Origin of the sequence: Maribacter halichondriae, assembly GCF_027474825.1 — a bacterium.
GTDB classification, from domain to species: Bacteria; Bacteroidota; Bacteroidia; order Flavobacteriales; family Flavobacteriaceae; genus Meishania; species Meishania halichondriae.
The window spans coordinates 4,315,061-4,332,637 of sequence record NZ_CP107030.1; the positions used below are offsets into that span (position 1 = coordinate 4,315,061).

A 17,577-nucleotide genomic window follows, 5' to 3' on the forward strand; every position below is an offset into this window, starting at 1 on the left:
TATCGACGACGGTAATCTACCTGATTACTGTAAATGAAAAATAAAGGAGTATTTGACTAGCTATCAATACCTATTCGGATATTAAATCTAAGGAATTTTAATGAATCTAATATAGGGATTACTTGTATTAACGGTCCTAAGACCTATGAATTGGAGTATTGAATAAATATAGACTCCAAATTTATGATTTTAGTAATTTAACCGATAAAAAGACCTTGGTTCCGCTAATTACTTTGGGACGGTATTTCCTTTTTATTCTTTTTGAAAGTATCATACACCTTATTGAAGTTGCTCAAAATCGATAGGATATTTGCCCCAACTATTTTATAGCCAAGGATTCATATCGACGCAGACCCGTTCTCAACCAATCTTGATACGTTTCTACATCGACTTGTTGTATGGAACTATTCAATACCTCCAATTCAGGGGAGAGCAATACATAAAAGGGCTGTGAAGCGGTATTAAAATTCAAGGTCTGAAATGTGCCCCATTTTTGGCCTACGGTTTCGATATTTTTCACACGCCCCGAATCGAATTTAAAATCGAACTGCCCCGATTCGGGAAGCTCTTTTCGATCGTCTACATAGAGCGAAATCAATACATAATCGTTCTTGAGCATCGGAAAGATACTAGGGTCACTCCAAACGTTTTCTTCCATTTTACGGCAGTTCACACAGGCCCAACCGGTAAAATCAAGTAGAATGGGCTTATTGATCCGTTTGGCATGTGCCACACCTTCCTCAAAATCCTTAAAGCAATTGATTCCTAAAGGACAATCACTTTCAGTTTCTTGAACACTGTAGAAATCTGGGGGTGGAAAGCCGCTTAAAAATTTAAGATTCGTAATCTGAAAAAGGCCCAATATCAAATAAATCGCAAACGCAGCACTTACCAGACCCGTTGCTTTTCTTCCCAAGGATATTTTTCCTTTCGGGCCATCATGTTTAAACTTGAATATGCCGAATAAATATAGTGCCAGCAAAATTGCCAATACAATCCAAATGACTAAGAATACCTCTCTTTTCAAGAGTCCCCAATGACCTACTAAATCGGCGTTGGAGAGAAATTTCAATGCCAGCCCCAATTCAAGGAAACCTAAAACGACTTTCACAGTTGTCATCCATCCACCAGATTTGGGAAGGGAATTCAACCATGCCGGAAAGAGGGCAAACAAGGCGAACGGCAACGCCAATGCCACTCCAAAACCCGTCATACCGGCAGATAGATTTGTCGCAACATCACCTTGAGCCAAAGTGGTACTCCCCAAAAGTCCGCCTAAAATAGGGCCCGTACATGAAAAGGATACAATAGCGAGTGTGACGGCCATAAAAAAGATTCCTAGAAATCCTCCCACTTTGCTAGAGGCGGCATCCATTTTATTGGCCCAAGAACTCGGTAGGGTCAATTCATAATATCCAAAAAAGGAAAAGGCGAAAAAGACAAAAATCAAGAAGAAAGCTATATTCAGCCAAATATTGGTTGCTATTGTATTGAGTATTTGTGAATCGACCGAATCAAAAAGATGAAAAGGAAGGCTCAACAAAAAGTAGATGAGAACGATAAAGAAACCATAGAGCAAGGCATTGACGATACCTTTGGATTTCTTTTCAGAATGTTTTGTAAAAAAAGATACGGTCAACGGAATCATGGGAAACACACAAGGTGTAAGCAAAGCAATTAGTCCACCTAAAAAACCAAGACCGAAAATAGTCCATAAGCCAGATTTGGAGTCCAAGGCATCCCCTACCGAATTGCTTAAAAGCTCTTTGTTCTTTAAATCGATTTTTAAGGCCGAGGTCATTGTCAAACTTCGTTCATCGACCGTTTCTTCTTCCTTTACAACGGCACCACCATCTAACGGAAAACTGAAATCATGGTCCACGGGAATACAGACTTCCTTACAGACTTGATAAAATAAATTGACATCGATTTGGCGAACGTTCGGGTCAAGAAGTTTCACCTTTTGCCTAAAAACGGCCTCTTTCTTGAAAAAGGTCTCTTCGACTTCGAAAATATCACTGAATTCTGTTTGAGTCTCGCTCTCTTCGGTCTTGCCGATCAGCTTATAATCCTCTCCGCTTTTTTTATAGGTAAATTCACTGGGCAAAGAACCACCATCGGCTGTAAATTGGGAATATACATGCCATTCATAAGCAATTTTACCGCGCATGGTAAGCTCATACTCCGAATCAGAAATTTTATTGAGCTCTTGTGACCAAACGACGGGATTATCATCATCTTGCGAAAAAACCGCAAACGTCTGACCTAGCAACAAAAAAAGAAGAAACAAATGTCTCATGTATGTAATTCAAATTTTAATATCGTTCGCTTGCTGTCGGTTACTTTAAAACGTTCATCCGCCCTGCGGCCAACCACCCATATGATTTCATCCTCAGAGCACAATAACCATTGTGCGTCTTTCGAAATGATGTCAATTTTTTCGTCCTTAAAGAACTTGGAGAGCTTTTTTTGCCCTTCATTCCCAAGGGATAAAAATAGTCGCCTTTTTGCCATTTTCTTAACAGCAGGGGATAGTTTAACGTTTCTTTATCTACAAATAGTACATTTTTACCCTGCCCATCAATATTCGCAACTTCTTGAATCGTCAAGCGAAGTGGTCTCTGGACTGAAGTTTGATTTTCTTCGATCGAATAAATCTTAGCGGTATCGTCAACGAGCTCAGAGAGGAGCAAAAAATCCCTATCCTTAACTAAACGATGGGTCTTCGACCGGACTTCCTTGCCGCTCATGGCCGTTAACAGGGCCAAGACATTATTCCATTCCGTAAATCCATATTCCTTAAAAAGTGCATAAATGTAGGCTTTTAGAGGATTTAGTTTCTGCAGTTCCACGATGTTAACTTTTATAATGACACCCTCTTTTTCGAAAAGAATCGGGCGCAAACTTTCAACATGGTTTTTCGCGATATCGGAAGTTTGCTGCAAATACTCTTGGGACTGGAGAAAATTTTGCAGAAATGTGGGATGCAGTTCCTTTAACCTCGGTACGATTTTCTCACGGATTTTATTCCGAAGGTACTTGGTTTCTGCATTACTGCTGTCTTCGCGCCATTGCAAGCCTTCTTTTTTGGCATAGTCCAAAATTTCATGCCGAGAAAACTTCAACAAAGGCCGAGCAATGGTTTCGTTTTTCGCCGGAATTCCCGTCAAACCTTCTATTCCCGTTCCTCTGGAAAGATTGATCAGGAAAGTTTCCAGATTGTCATCGGCGTGGTGTGCTGTCACTAGGGTTTTCATTCCGTTTTGTTGCATGATTTCGGCGAACCAGTGATAGCGAAGTTCTCTCGCGGCAACCTGAACCGAAACTTTATTTTTATTCACATAACCAATTGTATCAAAATGGGTTATAAAATATGTTTTGTTCAATTGATTGGCAAGGTTCCTTGCAAATTCTTCGTCTCCCTCGCTTTCAGCGCCCCGCAATCGAAAATTGCAATGGGCGATACTAAAATCCATTTTTAGGGCATGGCAAAGATGTACCAAAACCACACTATCCATACCACCACTGCAGGCCAAAAGAAATTGCTTTTTTGGCAATTCGGGGAATTCCTGTTCGATATGACTTTGGAAAGAAACTAACACCTTACAAAAGTAATGAAGAAGTACGAGGTAAAAGGTACGAGGTACGATTTGCATAACGCATATCGAATTGTGATCAGACCCTATCGTTCGGCGGTTCGTTGTCTGGCAAATTCTTTTAGTTGGCTTGCTGGCTACATCCTTTCTTGCAACCACTTCTTAACGGTTTCCAACATTTCCTCCTTACACAAATCATTATGAAGTTCATGATACCCATCCTCGAACAATTTTAAGGTCGTTTCGGTAGCGTTTTTATGGAATTCTTCTGTGCCACGGTAATCGATGATAGGGTCTCCGGTACCGTGTAGCAAAAGGGTTTCTACTCTTAGAGCCCCGGCATGAGCAATGGCCCACTCCCCTGCTTCAATTATTGGAAAAGAATACATCGGACTCACTTTGTCATGCACTAGCTGGTCGGACTTGTATTTTTCAACTTCTTCTGGGATTCGAGAAATTCCATTCGGATCAAGTCCCGAAGGCATCGTGATCGACGGTAGAATATTCAGCAACGCTTTTCCCAATATCATTTTCCATTGAGGTGGCTGAAAGGCCAATCTCAAATACGGACTCGTGGCCACAATACCTTTAATTTTCGGTTCACGGCGTAAGGCATAGTTCAATATCAAATTCCCGCCCATGCTATGGCCATAAAGAAATATCGGCAGTTTGGGATACAATTCAACGGCCTTCTGAATCGTCAAATCCAAGATATCCAACAACGATTTGTAACTAGGGCAATGTCCTCTATTTCCACTGGACTTTCCATGGCCGATGTTATCGTACATTACAACAGCAAGTCCTGAATCAAGCAACATCGGAACCACATTCTCCAAATAACGGCCCGAATGTTCGCCAAAACCATGAACCAAAACGATAACCGCCTTTGGGTTTTCGGGCTTCGTATGGAACCCTTGGATTTTGGTACTGAAGGCCTGGAATGTGAATTGTTGGAGATTCATTTTAGAAATGAGTTAACTGTAAGGTTTTAAATTACGCTTGGAATTTGGAATTTCTTTTTTGGGATTTGAGCCCCCCCCTCTAGTACTTCCCGCATTGCCTTGGCCTTCAAAAGGCATTCCTCATATTCTTTTTCAGGTATCGCTTTGGCCGTAATGGCACCGCCAACTGCATACGAAACATACTTTTCTGTTGCATTATATAAAATACTTCGGATTACTACATTAAAATCAAAATCATTGTCCGGCGTGAAATAGCCTACGGCACCACTATACAGTCCGCGTTTGGAGGATTCGAGGGTTTCGATGATCTTCATGGCCGAGACTTTGGGAGCGCCCGTCATGCTACCCATGGGGAAAGTTTCCCGTATCAATTCTACTGGGTTTTTACCTTCTGGGACTTCCGAAGTAATGGTCGAAATCATCTGATGCACCTGCTCAAAAGTATAGACCTCACAAAGTTCTTCGACGGTCACACTTCCTTTTACCGCGCTTTTGGATAGATCGTTGCGCACCAAATCGACGATCATAATGTTTTCGGCACGTTCCTTCACATCGTTTTTTAAATCCTCGATTAGGCTTTTGTCATCATTTGGTTTCGATGCGCGTTTTGCGGTCCCTTTGATCGGCCGGGAAATAACTTTATTGCCCACTTTCTTCAAATAGCGTTCTGGAGAGGCCGAAAGCAAATACTTGTCGTTCAATTTCAGGAAAGTAGCAAAAGGTGCTTTAGATATTGTATTCAATTTTCGATACGTCTGCAAGGGGTCGATTCGGGTGCTTTCGGCATAAAATTCCTGGCAAAAATTGGCCTCATAGATATCCCCACGGTGAATATGGTGCAACATGCGGTCAATCCTTCTAAAATATTCATCCTTGAAAATGCGCAGTTTGATACGGACATCCTGTGTGACCGAATTATTTCCCTCCCTTGGAAAATTACCACTCGAAATGAATTCAAAATCCGATTCGATTTCATCGTCAACCATATTTAAATAGATGAACTCGGCACTATTTCCTGTAATCCGGATAATCTTTTTAGGCTGGAAGAAAAACAAATCCGGAAAATGCAATCCGTCAAAATTATTCGATTGCAAGGCCTCTACATCGTTCTTTAGGTCGTAGGAAAGATATCCGAAAAGCCAATCACGGGTTTCTGATTGGTATTCCCGAAGATTTTCAAATGCATTCTCGCAATCGGTTATGATAGAGGTCAATCCATCAACTGCCAATAAAGCATCGAACGAACCATAGGTGTCAGCGTGGGCGTTGCTATCCATCCAGACCACTTCGTCGAACTGCCGTGCCCATTCCAATAGGGCGTTCTTGAATTTTGAGACCTCAGAAACCTGAAAAGAGACTGTTTTCCGCAAGAATACTGCTTATAAGGAGTTTAGGAACCCATCAATTGCCTTTTTATGCTCCGCAGCAAGGTCAGCATCTAAAATACCTTTTTCCAAATCAAAATTCTCATGGAAGGAGGGCAGTGAAAAAGTGATGCCAATTTTTGCCCCAAAGCGCGGGAGAAAATTTTTCGTCACCTCCAAAGCACTTGAACCTCCACGTTTACCTCCGGAAGTAGACATCAATAGCACATTAGTGTTCTCTAAAAACTTCCGCTCTAGCCGAGATAGCCAATCGATTACGTTTTTAAAATAGGCAGAGGGATTGCTATTGTGCTCGTTAACCGAAAGAATGAGTCCATCTGCCTTTTGAATATCGTCTTTCAACTCGATCAAAGAGTTTGAATAGCCCTTTTCTTTCTCTTGGTCTTCGTTGTACATCGGGAAAGGACAATTCGCCATATTCATAACTTGAATTTCATATCCCGAGATAAGCGAAACGGTATGTTTTACCAATTTGAAGTTGATCGAGGTCGATGAATTACTGCCTGCAAATGCCAATATTGATGCCATGGTTACGTTTTAAGTGCTTACAACTGAGCAACGAAAATACCGCAAATCGTATTGACTTGCGAGTATTTTGTATAATTTTGCGGAGCAAAACATCCGAACACACTGTTTGACAAGTATATAGATAGATTCAAGTTATGAATTTTGAGTCATCGGCTCAGAGTAATCATAACCATCGTAGTTAAGTTATAGTTTAAGAATTGGAAACAAAGACCAACAGATTATATTTTATCGATGCCATGAGGGCATGGGCGATTCTCATGATGCTACAAGGGCATTTTGTGGATGGGTTGCTTGATAATACATTTCGCGATATTAGTTACACTCCATATGCCATTTGGAGTTATTTCAGGGGGCATCACCGCACCCGTTTTCTTTACGGTCTCCGGGTTTATTTATACCTATCTCTTGATTCGCGTTCCCCAAAAGGGACTGGAAAACCCCAGGGTCAAAAAAGGCATCAAGCGCGGACTTGAGTTGTTATTGATAGGGTATCTGCTTCGCATGAACCTTTTTGGGTTGTTGAAGGGTGAGATTTATGACTCTTTCTTTTTTGTGGATGTACTCCACTGCATCGGGCTTTCTATTTTAGGCATCATCGGGGTGTATCTCTTGACGCAGCACCGTAAAAGATTCTTGTTCCCATCGGTTCTGGTAGGAATTACAGTATTGCTTTTTCTTTTCGAACCGCTTTACAAGTCATTTAGCTATGGGTTTTTACCGGATGCCTTTGCCAACTATTTCACCAAGGCAAATGGTTCCGTGTTTACAATTTTCCCGTGGTTCGGCTATGCCTCATTTGGTGCGTTTCTTTCGATTCTTTTTACCCGATTTAAAAACTTTAAACACCTTTACCCAATCGCAATGGCCATCTCGGTAGTTATGGGCTCATTGTTGATTTTCTTTTCGTCGGATTTCTTTTTAGCGCTTTCACAAGCCACAGGCATTCAATTGTTCGCCGATATCTTTTTTAATAACTACCTCTTTATTCGGTTGGGCGATGTGTTTTTAGTCTTTGCCGTCTTTATGCTATTTCGAAGTTTAATGACGAACAAAACCATGTTGGCAATCGGTTCAAGTACCCTTTCGATTTACGTGGTGCACTTTATCATCCTCTATGGTAGCTTTACTGGATTGGGACTTTATGGCTTCTTTCATCATTCCTTATCGCCAATGGTGGTAATACCTGCAGCCATTCTATTTATGGTCGTCTGCACCTATTTGGCCTTGCAGTATGAAAAACATAAGGTTGAAATCAAATCTAAACTAAGGGTCGCTCAAAAATGGTGTTTGGCCCAGGCAGAAGTTATTTTGACTTTTGCTTTTGAATTAACTAAAAACATCTTTCTTAAAGTACTTCGGTTGCTGGGATTGGTTAAGAATTAGTTGTACGTTGTTTTGTTTTTTATCAACCGTAAGCTCCAAGTTGGATTTGCAAACCCGCACTTTTGTTTAAAGCCATCTAAAGTCAAAAGCGCCAGTCGTTTCTAACCATCGGTTAACACGAAAGACAACATTGGGAAGTCCATTGAAGTAAATTATCGTTTAGACTCCGCTTTTGACGAGTATGTTTGGAGCCAAGACAATTTTAATAGATTTTACCAAACTCATGTTTTTATATCGAATACGGTCAATTCAAAAAAAATAAATATGAAAAAGTTGATTTGCTTTTTTGCCGTTGCAACCTTATTCTCCTGTAGTAAAAATGAAAGTGAGGGACGGGCAAAAGAAATACTCGGAACTTGGCATGGGGTTCGAACTGATTTCATCGTTGACGGGCAACCAGACCCCAATTCTTCAAGAGATGGTATTTATTCCGTAGCTTTTGCTTATGCCAATGGCTTAGAAATTTTTGATGATGGAACTTTAAAAGGACTCATCAAGAATTTTGACAATGATCTTCAGATGGATGTTTGGATTCCAACAGAGTATGTCAGTACCTGGGAACTACTTAATGATACCGAAGTCAGATTGAACGATTTAACTTATAAATTAGTGTTACTTACTGAAAACGAACTTGTTATACAGTTTGAGAGTGCTAATACTATTAAAGAACTCAAGCTAGTCAAGAAAGAATAAATAGCTAAAACTTCCCAGTTCTACTAAATTAGTAGCTATTCAAAATTCTAAACATGCAATGCCCGATCGTCGGTCGCAGCCAACGCAGCTTCTTTGACCGCTTCGGCATAGGTCGGGTGGGCATGGCTCATACGAGCCATATCTTCCGCCGAAGCCCTAAACTCCATTGCCGTTACCGCTTCGGTAATCAAATCGGCACATCTAGCACCAATCATATGCACGCCCAAAACTTCGTCTGTCTTTTTATCGGCCAGTATTTTGACGAATCCGTCGATATCGCCACTAGCACGTGAACGACCCAAGGCCCGCATGGGGAACTGTCCCACTTTATATTCGACACCAGCCTCTTTTAGTTCTTCTTCAGTCTTTCCGACCGCAGAAACTTCGGGCCAAGTGTAAACCACCCCAGGGATCAAGTTGTAATCGATATGCGGTTTTTGCCCAGCTAAAATCTCGGCCACCAAGGTTCCCTCTTCTTCTGCCTTATGGGCTAACATGGCACCACGAATTACATCGCCAATGGCATAGATGTTCGAAACATTGGTCTGTAGGTGGTCATTTACCTCGACCTTGCCTCGATCGTCGATTTTGACTCCAGCAGCTTCCGCATTCAATCCATCAGTATAGGGGCGACGGCCTACGGAGACAAGGCAGTAATCCCCCTTAAAGATAACTTCCTCTCCTTTTTTGTCATCCGCTTTTACAATCACTTCTTTGCCCTTGCGTTCAACGGACTTTACTTTATGAGATAGGTGGAACTTCACTTTTTGCTTTTTCAGCACTTTCATCAATTCTTTTGAAAGTGCTCCGTCCATAGTGGGAATGATACGATCCATATATTCCACGACGGTCACCTCTGCTCCAAGCCTTTTATAAACTTGACCCAATTCGAGCCCGATAACTCCGCCTCCGATGACGATCATATGTTTGGGAATTTCCTTGAGTTCCAAAGCTTCGGTCGAAGTAATGATACGTTCTTTATCGATTTTTATGAAAGGAAGCGTTGAAGGTTTGCTTCCGGTAGCAATTATAATATTATTTGCCTCAATTGTTTCGGTCTTTCCGTCGTTCTTTTTGATATTGACATGGGTCGCATCCTTAAAACTTCCCAATCCTTCAAAAACTTCGACCTTATTTTTATCCATCAAAAACTGGATTCCCTTGGTAGTCATATCGACCACGTTCTGCTTCCGGGCAATCATTTTTGCTAAATTGACCTTTACCTCCCCGGGAATCTCAATACCATGATCCTCAAAATGCGAAACCGCATCCTCATAATGATGAGAAGAATCCAACATTGCTTTTGAGGGAATACACCCCACGTTCAGGCAAGTGCCGCCTAGGGTACTATATTTTTCAATGATCGCGGTTTTCATTCCCAATTGTGCGCAACGGATCGCTGCAACATATCCACCGGGTCCAGAGCCGATAATGGCCACATCGTATGAACTCATAAAAAGTCTTTAAATTAATGAACTACAAAATTAGTACTATTTTTTCGGTTTTACAGGTCGATTGCGGTCGTATGCTTGACTTCGTTGATAATAAATGAGCTTTGTGTGCTTCCGATATGTTTGATGGCAGTGAGCTTATTTACCACAAACTCGCGATAGGCATCCAAGTTGGTAACATATATTTTTAAAATATAATCATAGTCGCCGCTGATATGGTAGCATTCAACCACTTCTGGTAATTGCAAAACCTCGCGTTCGAATTGTATCACAAACTCCTTGATATGCTGTGCTAATTTTACGTGGCACAACACGACAAAGGCCTTGTCCACTTTCTTTTTATCCACAAGGGCAACATAACGAGTGATGACCTGTGATTTTTCAAGACGCTTGATCCGCTCATACACGGCCGTAACTGAGAGACCTAAATGATTTGCATATTCCTTTGTGGTCCTTTTGCTATCGGCCTGCAATAAAGCCAATAACTTCTTGTCGGTGGCATCTAGTTTCAACATGATTTAATTTCGTTTTTAGGATGTGAAATTCAAGACATTAAAATATATAATCTATATAATGTAATTATCATAGTTTTATTTTCTATAAATACAAATAATCATTGACAACATATCCATTTAAAGGTAATTTTATAGTCTAAATCTACAATTATGGACTACAAATCATCGGATAATTTACAGGACTTACAGTATTTTGGGGAATACGGGGGCGTGAACCCTTCGATTTCAGATTCCTCTACCTACACATTTCTTTCGGCAAAAACCATGTTCGATACGTTCGAGGGGAATACCGTAGGTTGCTACCTTTATAGTCGGCACTCCTCCCCTAGTAATCTGTATCTCGGCGAAGCTTTGGCCGCCATGGAGGGCACTGAAACCGCCAATGTTACCGCCAGTGGCATGGGGGCAATTTCGGCGGTGATCATGCAATTGTGCGATGCGGGAGACCATATTGTCAGTAGCCGCACCATTTATGGAGGGACCTACGCGTTCATGAAGAATTTTTTAAAAAGTTCAACATCAAAACGGACTTTGTCGACATTACGAATCTTGAAATTGTCGAAAATGCCATTACTCCCGATACCAAAATGATCTATTGCGAATCGGTCAGTAATCCCCTTTTGGAGATTGCGGATTTAGAAGCACTTTCCAAATTGGCTAAGAAGCACAATACTCCCCTAGTGGTAGATAATACCTTTTCTCCGTTATCCATTGCTCCCGCGAAGTTAGGTGCAGATATCATCATCCATAGTCTTACCAAATTCATCAACGGCACAAGTGACTGTGTTGCCGGTGTCGTTTGTGGCACCAAAGATTTTTGTCTTGCTCTAAAGGACGTCAACAATGGTGCGGGAATGCTGATGGGAAGTACTTTGGATAGCCTTCGGGCGGCCTCCATCCTAAAAAATATGCGCACACTGCATATCCGGATGAAAAAGCACAGTGAAAATGCCATGTATCTTGGCCAGAAGTTCGAAAAGGATGGGTTGCGCGTTGTTTATCCTGGACTAAAGTCACATTCCGGTCATGAAGTGATCAAACGACAGATGAATCTCGAATACGGTTTTGGTGGATTGCTAACACTGGATGTTGGTTCCTTGGAAAATGCGAATGCCCTCATGGAAATGATGCAGGATAAAAAGCTTGGCTATTTGGCCGTAAGTCTAGGTTTCTACAAAACACTCTTTAGCGCCCCGGGCACTTCTACTTCTTCCGAGATTCCTTTGGAAGAACAGGAAGCCATGGGCCTCGGCGACGGACTCATTCGTTTCTCAATAGGTCTGGACAACGATATACACCGAACCTATGAAATGATGAAGTCGTGTATGACACATTTGGACATACTAAAAGATGTTCCCGCTCAGGTCTAGTTTGAAACTGCTCGACCAATTTGCACAGCCCTTGCCAAAATCGTAATATTACGGGATAACCAAACCCGCTTTGCATGAAAGACAAGGACTCGAAAAAATTCCGTCAGAAAGAAAACATCGTAGAAAATCGAGAACTGAACATTTGGGAGGCCTTGATCCCGGTGTTTGCCCTGGTCGGCATGTTGGCCTATAATGTCTATGTCTTCGGAGACGATGCGATAAGCGGTTCCAATCAGTTTATTCTACTTTTAGGAGGTGCCGTAGCCGCCATAGTCGGGTTTTTCAATAAGGTAACCTACAAACAAATGCTGGCCGAAGTGGCCGAAAATGTGAAGTCCACTACGGGTGCGCTCCTTATCCTATTAATGGTCGGTGCATTGGCCGGCACTTGGTTGATCAGTGGAATTATTCCCGCGATGATCTACTACGGACTGCAGATTTTGAATCCCACTATATTTTTAGCGGCCTGCGTGATTATTTGTGCGATTATCTCCATTGCCACCGGCAGTAGCTGGACAACAGCCGCCACGGTCGGAATTGCCCTTATCGGTATTGGTGATGCTTTAGGAATTTCTTTAGGAATGACCGCAGGAGCTGTGCTTTCCGGAGCTTATTTTGGGGATAAGATGTCACCATTGAGCGATACAACCAATCTGGCACCCGCCATGGCCGGAGGCGAACTTTTCGACCATATCAAGTATATGACGATTACCACTATCCCAACGATTTCGGTAACCTTGATAGTTTTTATCATCATGGGTTTTATGATAGATACTTCCGGATCGGCAGATACAGCGGCCATATTGGATTCCATCGATGCTACCTTTAATATTAATGGTTGGTTATTTTTAGTTCCCTTGGCGGTCATATTTTTAATTGTCAAAAAAACACCACCATTGGCCGCTTTACTTATTGGTACCCTGCTTGGAGCCGTTTTTGCCCTGATTTTTCAACCAGGAATAGTAGCGGGAATCACGGGGGTTTCCGAATTGACCTTCGAATCGGGTTATAAAGGAATTTTGAAGGCGATTACTACGCAAACATCGATTCCTTCTGACAATGCCGCGCTTAGTGATTTATTCACCGCCAAGGGCATGGCCGGAATGCTCGGCACTATTTGGTTGATAGTATGTGCAATGGTCTTCGGAGGAGTTATGGATGGCATCGGAGCGCTTTCGAGAATTACAAAGGCCTTACTTTCAATGGCCAAAACTACTTTCGGACTTTTCGCCAGTACTGTTGGAAGCTGTCTGGCATTGAATGTAACCGCTTCCGACCAATATCTCGCGATTGTCGTTCCTGGAAAAATGTTCGCTAAAGCATACAAAGACAGAGGGTTGGCGCCCGAAAACTTAAGTCGAACTTTAGAAGATTCAGGTACGGTGACCTCAGTCTTGATCCCGTGGAATACCTGTGGAGCCTACCATAGCGGTGTCTTGGGCGTGGGTGTTGGTGAATATTTCGTTTATGCAATTTTCAATTGGATGAGCCCGATGATGACCTTATTATTCGCCGCACTTAAAATCAAAATCAAGCAGTTGGCTCCTGATAAATCGGTCGTCGAATAAAACAAAAGAGTAAAACCCTTTTGAATTTTTCAGTTACTTTTCTCGGGTAAGGCTTCCTAATTTGGGCTATTCTTTCTAATTTCACGCCGAATTTAAAATACTTCATATGGCTACGGTAACACTTAAGGGCAATGCAATTCACACACTGGGCAATTTACCCGAAAAAGGTGGCAAAGCTCCTGATTTTCAATTGACTAAAAATGACTTATCATCCACTTCATTATCCGATTACAGCGGAAAAAAAGTGGTTTTGAATATTTTTCCAAGTGTTGATACGGGTACATGTGCAAAATCCGCTAGAGAGTTCAATAAGGCGGCGGCCGATTTGGACAATACTGCAATTCTTTGTGTCTCAAAAGATCTTCCTTTTGCGCAGGCACGTTTTTGTGGTGCCGAAGGAATTGACAAAGTTGAAATGCTTTCCGACTTCAAGGATGGGAGTTTTGGAAAATCCTATCAAGTGGAATTTACAGATGGCCCCCTACAATCATTGCTATCGAGGGCAATCGTTGTTTTAGATACCAATGGAAAGATAATTCATACCGAACAGGTACCTGAAACAGTCGATGAGCCCAATTATGCCGCGGCACTTGAAGCTTTAGGAAATGCCTAAGGAGTCTTTTCTGAAAAATAGATTAAAAGCTGTTCGATACGCGGTGCGAGGAGCGATTCTACTTATCCGCACCGAAGCCAGTATAAAAGTACAGGTGGTGCTGGGCTTATTGGTCACTGCACTGGGTTTCTATTTTGAAATCTCGAATATGGAATGGATTGTCCAGATTCTGGCCATTGCCATGGTTCTAGGCACTGAAGGTTTGAATACGGCCATTGAAAAATTGGCAGATTTCTGCCAGCCTGAATTCGATGATCGCATAGGCTTCTTAAAGGATGTTTCTGCAGGAGCCGTTATGTTGGTTTCCACGGCGGCGGCAATAGTTGGACTTATAATCTATATTCCAAAAATTTTTTAGAAGGAAGCCGCTCCGGCCTTAGACAGTAAATTTGTATTTTTACCCCCAGAATCGATGATTTAATGGCAAAGAAGGTAAGGAAGGCTAAGCCCAAAACCACCAAAAAGGGCAGCACTTTTAAGTTATCCAAGCAAAATAAAATTATACTGGGAAGCCTTTTGATGCTTTTCAGCATCGCATTGTTTTTTTCCTTTGTCTCATTTTATTTTACCTGGCAAGATGACCAAAGTTTACTCACCGAATTCGCCAATCGCAATAAGGAAGCCGAAAACCTGCTGAACAAGTTCGGGGCCAATGTTAGTCATTTCTTTGTATATCGAGGATTTGGCTTGGCTTCGTTGATTTTTCCATTTCTGCTTTTCGTTACAGGCCTCAACATGTTCATGAGTCTAGCTAAGACCGGACTTTTAAAAAAGTGGATTTGGGGTTTGATTTTTATAATCTGGATTTCCATAGCTCTAGGTTTCTTCGCTGTGGAAAAACCTTTGTTAGGCGGATTAGTGGGCTATGAAATGAATGATTTTTTACAAGATTATACCGGAAAAATCGGTGTTTTCTTATTACTCCTTTTTGGATTGATTTTCATACTCGTTCGCTTTTTTAAACTTACACCAGATGGAATAGCGGGATATTTTCAGAAAAAATCATCTGTTTTGGCTTCCGAGTTCAAGAGTAAAACCAAGGAAAACTCTACTAAATTTGATTTGAGCACGGAGGATGAAACACCGGTAGTCATCGACACCTACACCCATAAAAAGGATATTCCGACCTTAAAAAATGAGGAGGAAGTAAAGGATACATTCGAAGTCACTGCTCCTGTTGAGGAAGAGACTAAAGACGACCTTGCCATGGAAGTCGAAAAAATAGTCGTAGAAAAAGAAGAGAAAGACAATATCGCCGATAAGCTGGTAGAAGACTTTGGTGAATTTGACCCAACCTTAGAACTAGGCAATTACAAGTTTCCGCCCATTGACCTTTTGGATCAACATGGTGCCACTGGTGGTATTACCATCAACCAGGAAGAGCTCGAAGAGAACAAAAACAAAATTGTCGAAACGCTGCGTAACTACAAAATCGGCATTGCGCAAATCAAAGCGACTATTGGGCCGACCGTGACCCTTTACGAAATTGTACCGGAAGCTGGTGTTCGAATTTCTAAGATCAAAAACCTAGAGGATGACATCGCGTTGTCTTTGGCGGCTTTGGGCATCCGGATTATTGCGCCAATTCCCGGTAAAGGAACCATTGGTATCGAAGTACCGAATAAAAATGCGACCATCGTTTCGATGCGGTCCGTAATCGCTTCCTCAAAATTCCAAAAAGCGGAGATGCAACTTCCCATTGCCTTTGGTAAGACTATAAGCAACGAAACCTTTGTTGTTGATCTGGCCAAAATGCCACATATGTTGATGGCGGGTGCGACGGGTCAAGGTAAATCCGTAGGGCTAAATGCGGTACTGACCTCCCTCCTTTATAAAAAGCATCCCGCCGAGGTAAAGTTTATACTGGTCGATCCCAAAAAGGTAGAGCTTACGCTTTACAATAAAATCGAACGTCATTTCTTGGCCAAACTACCCGATGTCGATGAGGCGATTATTACCGATAATACCAAGGTTATCCATACATTGAATTCCCTATGTATAGAAATGGACAATCGCTACGAACTCCTCAAAGTGGCCATGGTGCGGAATATCAAGGAGTACAATGCCAAGTTCAAATCCAGAAAGCTAAATCCGAATGACGGACACAAGTTTTTGCCCTATATTATATTGGTCATCGATGAATTTGCCGATTTGATCATGACCGCAGGAAAAGAAGTGGAAACTCCGATTGCACGCTTGGCACAATTGGCAAGAGCTATTGGAATCCATTTGATAATTGCCACCCAGAGACCTTCGGTCAATGTTATCACAGGTATTATCAAGGCCAACTTTCCGGCACGAATCGCTTTTAGGGTAACCTCGAAAATCGACTCCAGGACCATTTTAGATACCCAAGGCGCGGACCAGTTGATCGGGCGCGGCGATATGCTGTTCACCCAAGGAAACGATGTGACACGACTACAGTGTGCCTTTGTCGACACACCTGAAGTAGCAAAAATCACCGAATATATCGGCAGTCAAAGAGCCTATCCCGAAGCCTATGAATTACCCGAATATATTGGCGAAGACTCTGGCACAAGTCTTGATTATGATATATCGGATAGGGACGCGAAGTTCCGGGAAGCCGCCGAGGTCATCGTGACAGCGCAGCAAGGTTCGGCATCCTTGATACAACGAAAGTTGAAGTTGGGTTACAACCGTGCGGGGCGAATCGTCGACCAATTAGAAGCTGCCGGCATCGTGGGGCCTTTTGAAGGCAGTAAGGCCAGACAGGTACTTGTGCCTGATTTGACATCCTTAGACCAATTATTGAACAACGAACTAAATTGAACATAATGAAGAAAATTTCACTTTTTATATTGGCATTAAGCACTTCAATGCCCTCAATCGCACAGAACTCGGACAAGGCAAAGGCGCTATTGGACGAGGTATACAACAAAGTAAAAAGCTACGATAATATCGTTGTCGATTTCAAATATGTACTGAATAATACCGAAGCCGATATCAACCAAGAAACCCGAGGTGATGTAACCATGGAAGGAGACAAATATCTTGGTAATTTTTTCGGGGCCACCCAAATGTACGATGGCAACAAGGTCTACACCATTGTGCCCGAAAATGAAGAAGTTACCATTGAGAATAAATCCGAGGACGACAATACGTTGACACCCTCTAGAATGTTGACCTTTTACCGAGAAGGACACAATTACGAATGGGATATTTTACAGACCGTAAATGGAAGGAAAATTCAGTATGTAAAATTGACCCCCATTGATTCTAATACTGAGGTAAAATCCAGATTAATTGGTATCGATGCCGAGACCAAGCATATCTACAAATTAATCGAGACAGGTAATAACGGAACGACGACGACAATTACTGTTAATTCTTTTAAAACAAATCAACCTTTATCAAAAACCTTATTTACTTTTGATGAGAACAAGTACAAAGACGACGGGTACTATATCATAAGAAATTAACACACTTTGAAACTCCTTGACCGATATATTTTATCGAGATTTCTATTCAATTTTTTCAGTGCCTTTGTCATTT

At 41.9% G+C, this 17,577-nt stretch carries 14 protein-coding genes and 3 pseudogenes; 9 read left to right on the plus strand and 8 right to left on the minus strand.

The genetic code is table 11. The features are described 5' to 3' along the window. Nucleotides 1-319: 319 nt before the first annotated feature. The 6 genes and pseudogenes from N8A86_RS20245 to N8A86_RS20265 form a co-directional block, all read right to left on the minus strand. The gene (locus N8A86_RS20245) at nucleotides 320-2,299 is read right to left on the minus strand and encodes a protein-disulfide reductase DsbD family protein (protein ID WP_273567026.1); all 1,980 of its coding nucleotides are present in this window, start codon (nucleotides 2,297-2,299) and stop codon (nucleotides 320-322) included. Further along, the gene (locus N8A86_RS21830) at nucleotides 2,296-2,514 is read right to left on the minus strand and encodes a tRNA lysidine(34) synthetase TilS C-terminal domain-containing protein (protein ID WP_337251681.1); all 219 of its coding nucleotides are present in this window, start codon (nucleotides 2,512-2,514) and stop codon (nucleotides 2,296-2,298) included. Before N8A86_RS21830 ends, N8A86_RS20245 begins: the two co-directional genes overlap by 4 nt. Before the next feature lie 221 nt (nucleotides 2,515-2,735). After that, nucleotides 2,736-3,656: pseudogene (tilS, locus tag N8A86_RS22145) on the minus strand (tRNA lysidine(34) synthetase TilS); the annotation flags it as partial. Between the two features lie 77 nt (nucleotides 3,657-3,733). Beyond that, a complete protein-coding gene (locus N8A86_RS20255) occupies nucleotides 3,734-4,558 on the minus strand; it encodes an alpha/beta hydrolase (protein ID WP_273567027.1) in 825 nt (274 codons plus the stop codon). 26 nt (nucleotides 4,559-4,584) lie between these two features. After that, entirely contained in the window at nucleotides 4,585-5,928 is a 1,344-nt protein-coding gene (locus tag N8A86_RS20260; RefSeq protein WP_273567028.1) for an anthranilate synthase component I family protein, read from the minus strand. Nucleotides 5,929-5,937: 9 nt separating this feature from the next. Continuing rightward, nucleotides 5,938-6,471, minus strand: a complete 534-nt coding sequence (locus N8A86_RS20265; RefSeq protein ID WP_273567029.1) for an NADPH-dependent FMN reductase — start codon at nucleotides 6,469-6,471, stop codon at nucleotides 5,938-5,940. A gap of 260 nt (nucleotides 6,472-6,731) precedes the next feature. Between N8A86_RS20265 and N8A86_RS21840 the strand changes: the two are divergent. The 3 genes and pseudogenes from N8A86_RS21840 to N8A86_RS20275 all read left to right on the plus strand — a co-directional run. Further along, nucleotides 6,732-6,821: pseudogene (locus tag N8A86_RS21840) on the plus strand (hypothetical protein); the annotation flags it as partial. Then, nucleotides 6,799-7,854: an acyltransferase family protein gene (locus N8A86_RS20270; protein ID WP_337251682.1), complete on the plus strand. Its 1,056-nt coding sequence runs from the start codon at nucleotides 6,799-6,801 to the stop codon at nucleotides 7,852-7,854. The pseudogene N8A86_RS21840 and the gene N8A86_RS20270, both read left to right, overlap by 23 nt. A gap of 264 nt (nucleotides 7,855-8,118) precedes the next feature. Beyond that, nucleotides 8,119-8,547 carry a hypothetical protein gene (locus N8A86_RS20275; RefSeq protein ID WP_273567030.1) on the plus strand — a complete coding sequence of 143 codons (429 nt, stop codon included), beginning with the start codon at nucleotides 8,119-8,121 and terminating at the stop codon, nucleotides 8,545-8,547. 47 nt (nucleotides 8,548-8,594) lie between these two features. On the opposite strand, the gene lpdA is transcribed toward N8A86_RS20275, so the two are convergent. Both lpdA and N8A86_RS20285 read right to left on the minus strand, forming a co-directional pair. After that, nucleotides 8,595-10,001, minus strand: coding sequence for a dihydrolipoyl dehydrogenase (gene lpdA, locus N8A86_RS20280; RefSeq protein WP_273567031.1), 1,407 nt, complete (start codon nucleotides 9,999-10,001; stop codon nucleotides 8,595-8,597). Nucleotides 10,002-10,051: 50 nt separating this feature from the next. Further along, entirely contained in the window at nucleotides 10,052-10,513 is a 462-nt protein-coding gene (locus N8A86_RS20285) for an Lrp/AsnC family transcriptional regulator (RefSeq protein WP_273567032.1), read from the minus strand. A gap of 150 nt (nucleotides 10,514-10,663) precedes the next feature. Between N8A86_RS20285 and N8A86_RS20290 the strand changes: the two are divergent. The 6 genes and pseudogenes from N8A86_RS20290 (at nucleotide 10,664) to lolA1 (ending at nucleotide 17,504) form a co-directional block, all read left to right on the plus strand. After that, a pseudogene (locus tag N8A86_RS20290) lies at nucleotides 10,664-11,883 on the plus strand (aminotransferase class I/II-fold pyridoxal phosphate-dependent enzyme). 74 nt (nucleotides 11,884-11,957) lie between these two features. Continuing rightward, nucleotides 11,958-13,451: a Na+/H+ antiporter NhaC gene (nhaC, locus tag N8A86_RS20295; protein WP_273567033.1), complete on the plus strand. Its 1,494-nt coding sequence runs from the start codon at nucleotides 11,958-11,960 to the stop codon at nucleotides 13,449-13,451. A gap of 106 nt (nucleotides 13,452-13,557) precedes the next feature. Further along, nucleotides 13,558-14,064 (plus strand): thiol peroxidase, encoded by a 507-nt coding sequence (gene tpx / locus N8A86_RS20300; RefSeq protein WP_273567034.1) that lies wholly within the window; start codon nucleotides 13,558-13,560, stop codon nucleotides 14,062-14,064. Then, entirely contained in the window at nucleotides 14,057-14,422 is a 366-nt protein-coding gene (locus tag N8A86_RS20305) for a diacylglycerol kinase (RefSeq protein WP_273567035.1), read from the plus strand. The genes tpx and N8A86_RS20305 overlap by 8 nt, the downstream gene beginning before the upstream one ends. Nucleotides 14,423-14,484: 62 nt before the next feature. Continuing rightward, on the plus strand, nucleotides 14,485-16,854 hold the full coding sequence (locus N8A86_RS20310) for an FtsK/SpoIIIE family DNA translocase (protein ID WP_273567036.1): 2,370 nt from the start codon (nucleotides 14,485-14,487) through the stop codon (nucleotides 16,852-16,854). Nucleotides 16,855-16,859: 5 nt separating this feature from the next. Beyond that, nucleotides 16,860-17,504 (plus strand): outer membrane lipoprotein periplasmic chaperone LolA1, encoded by a 645-nt coding sequence (gene lolA1, locus N8A86_RS20315; protein ID WP_273567037.1) that lies wholly within the window; start codon nucleotides 16,860-16,862, stop codon nucleotides 17,502-17,504. Nucleotides 17,505-17,577 lie beyond the last annotated feature (73 nt).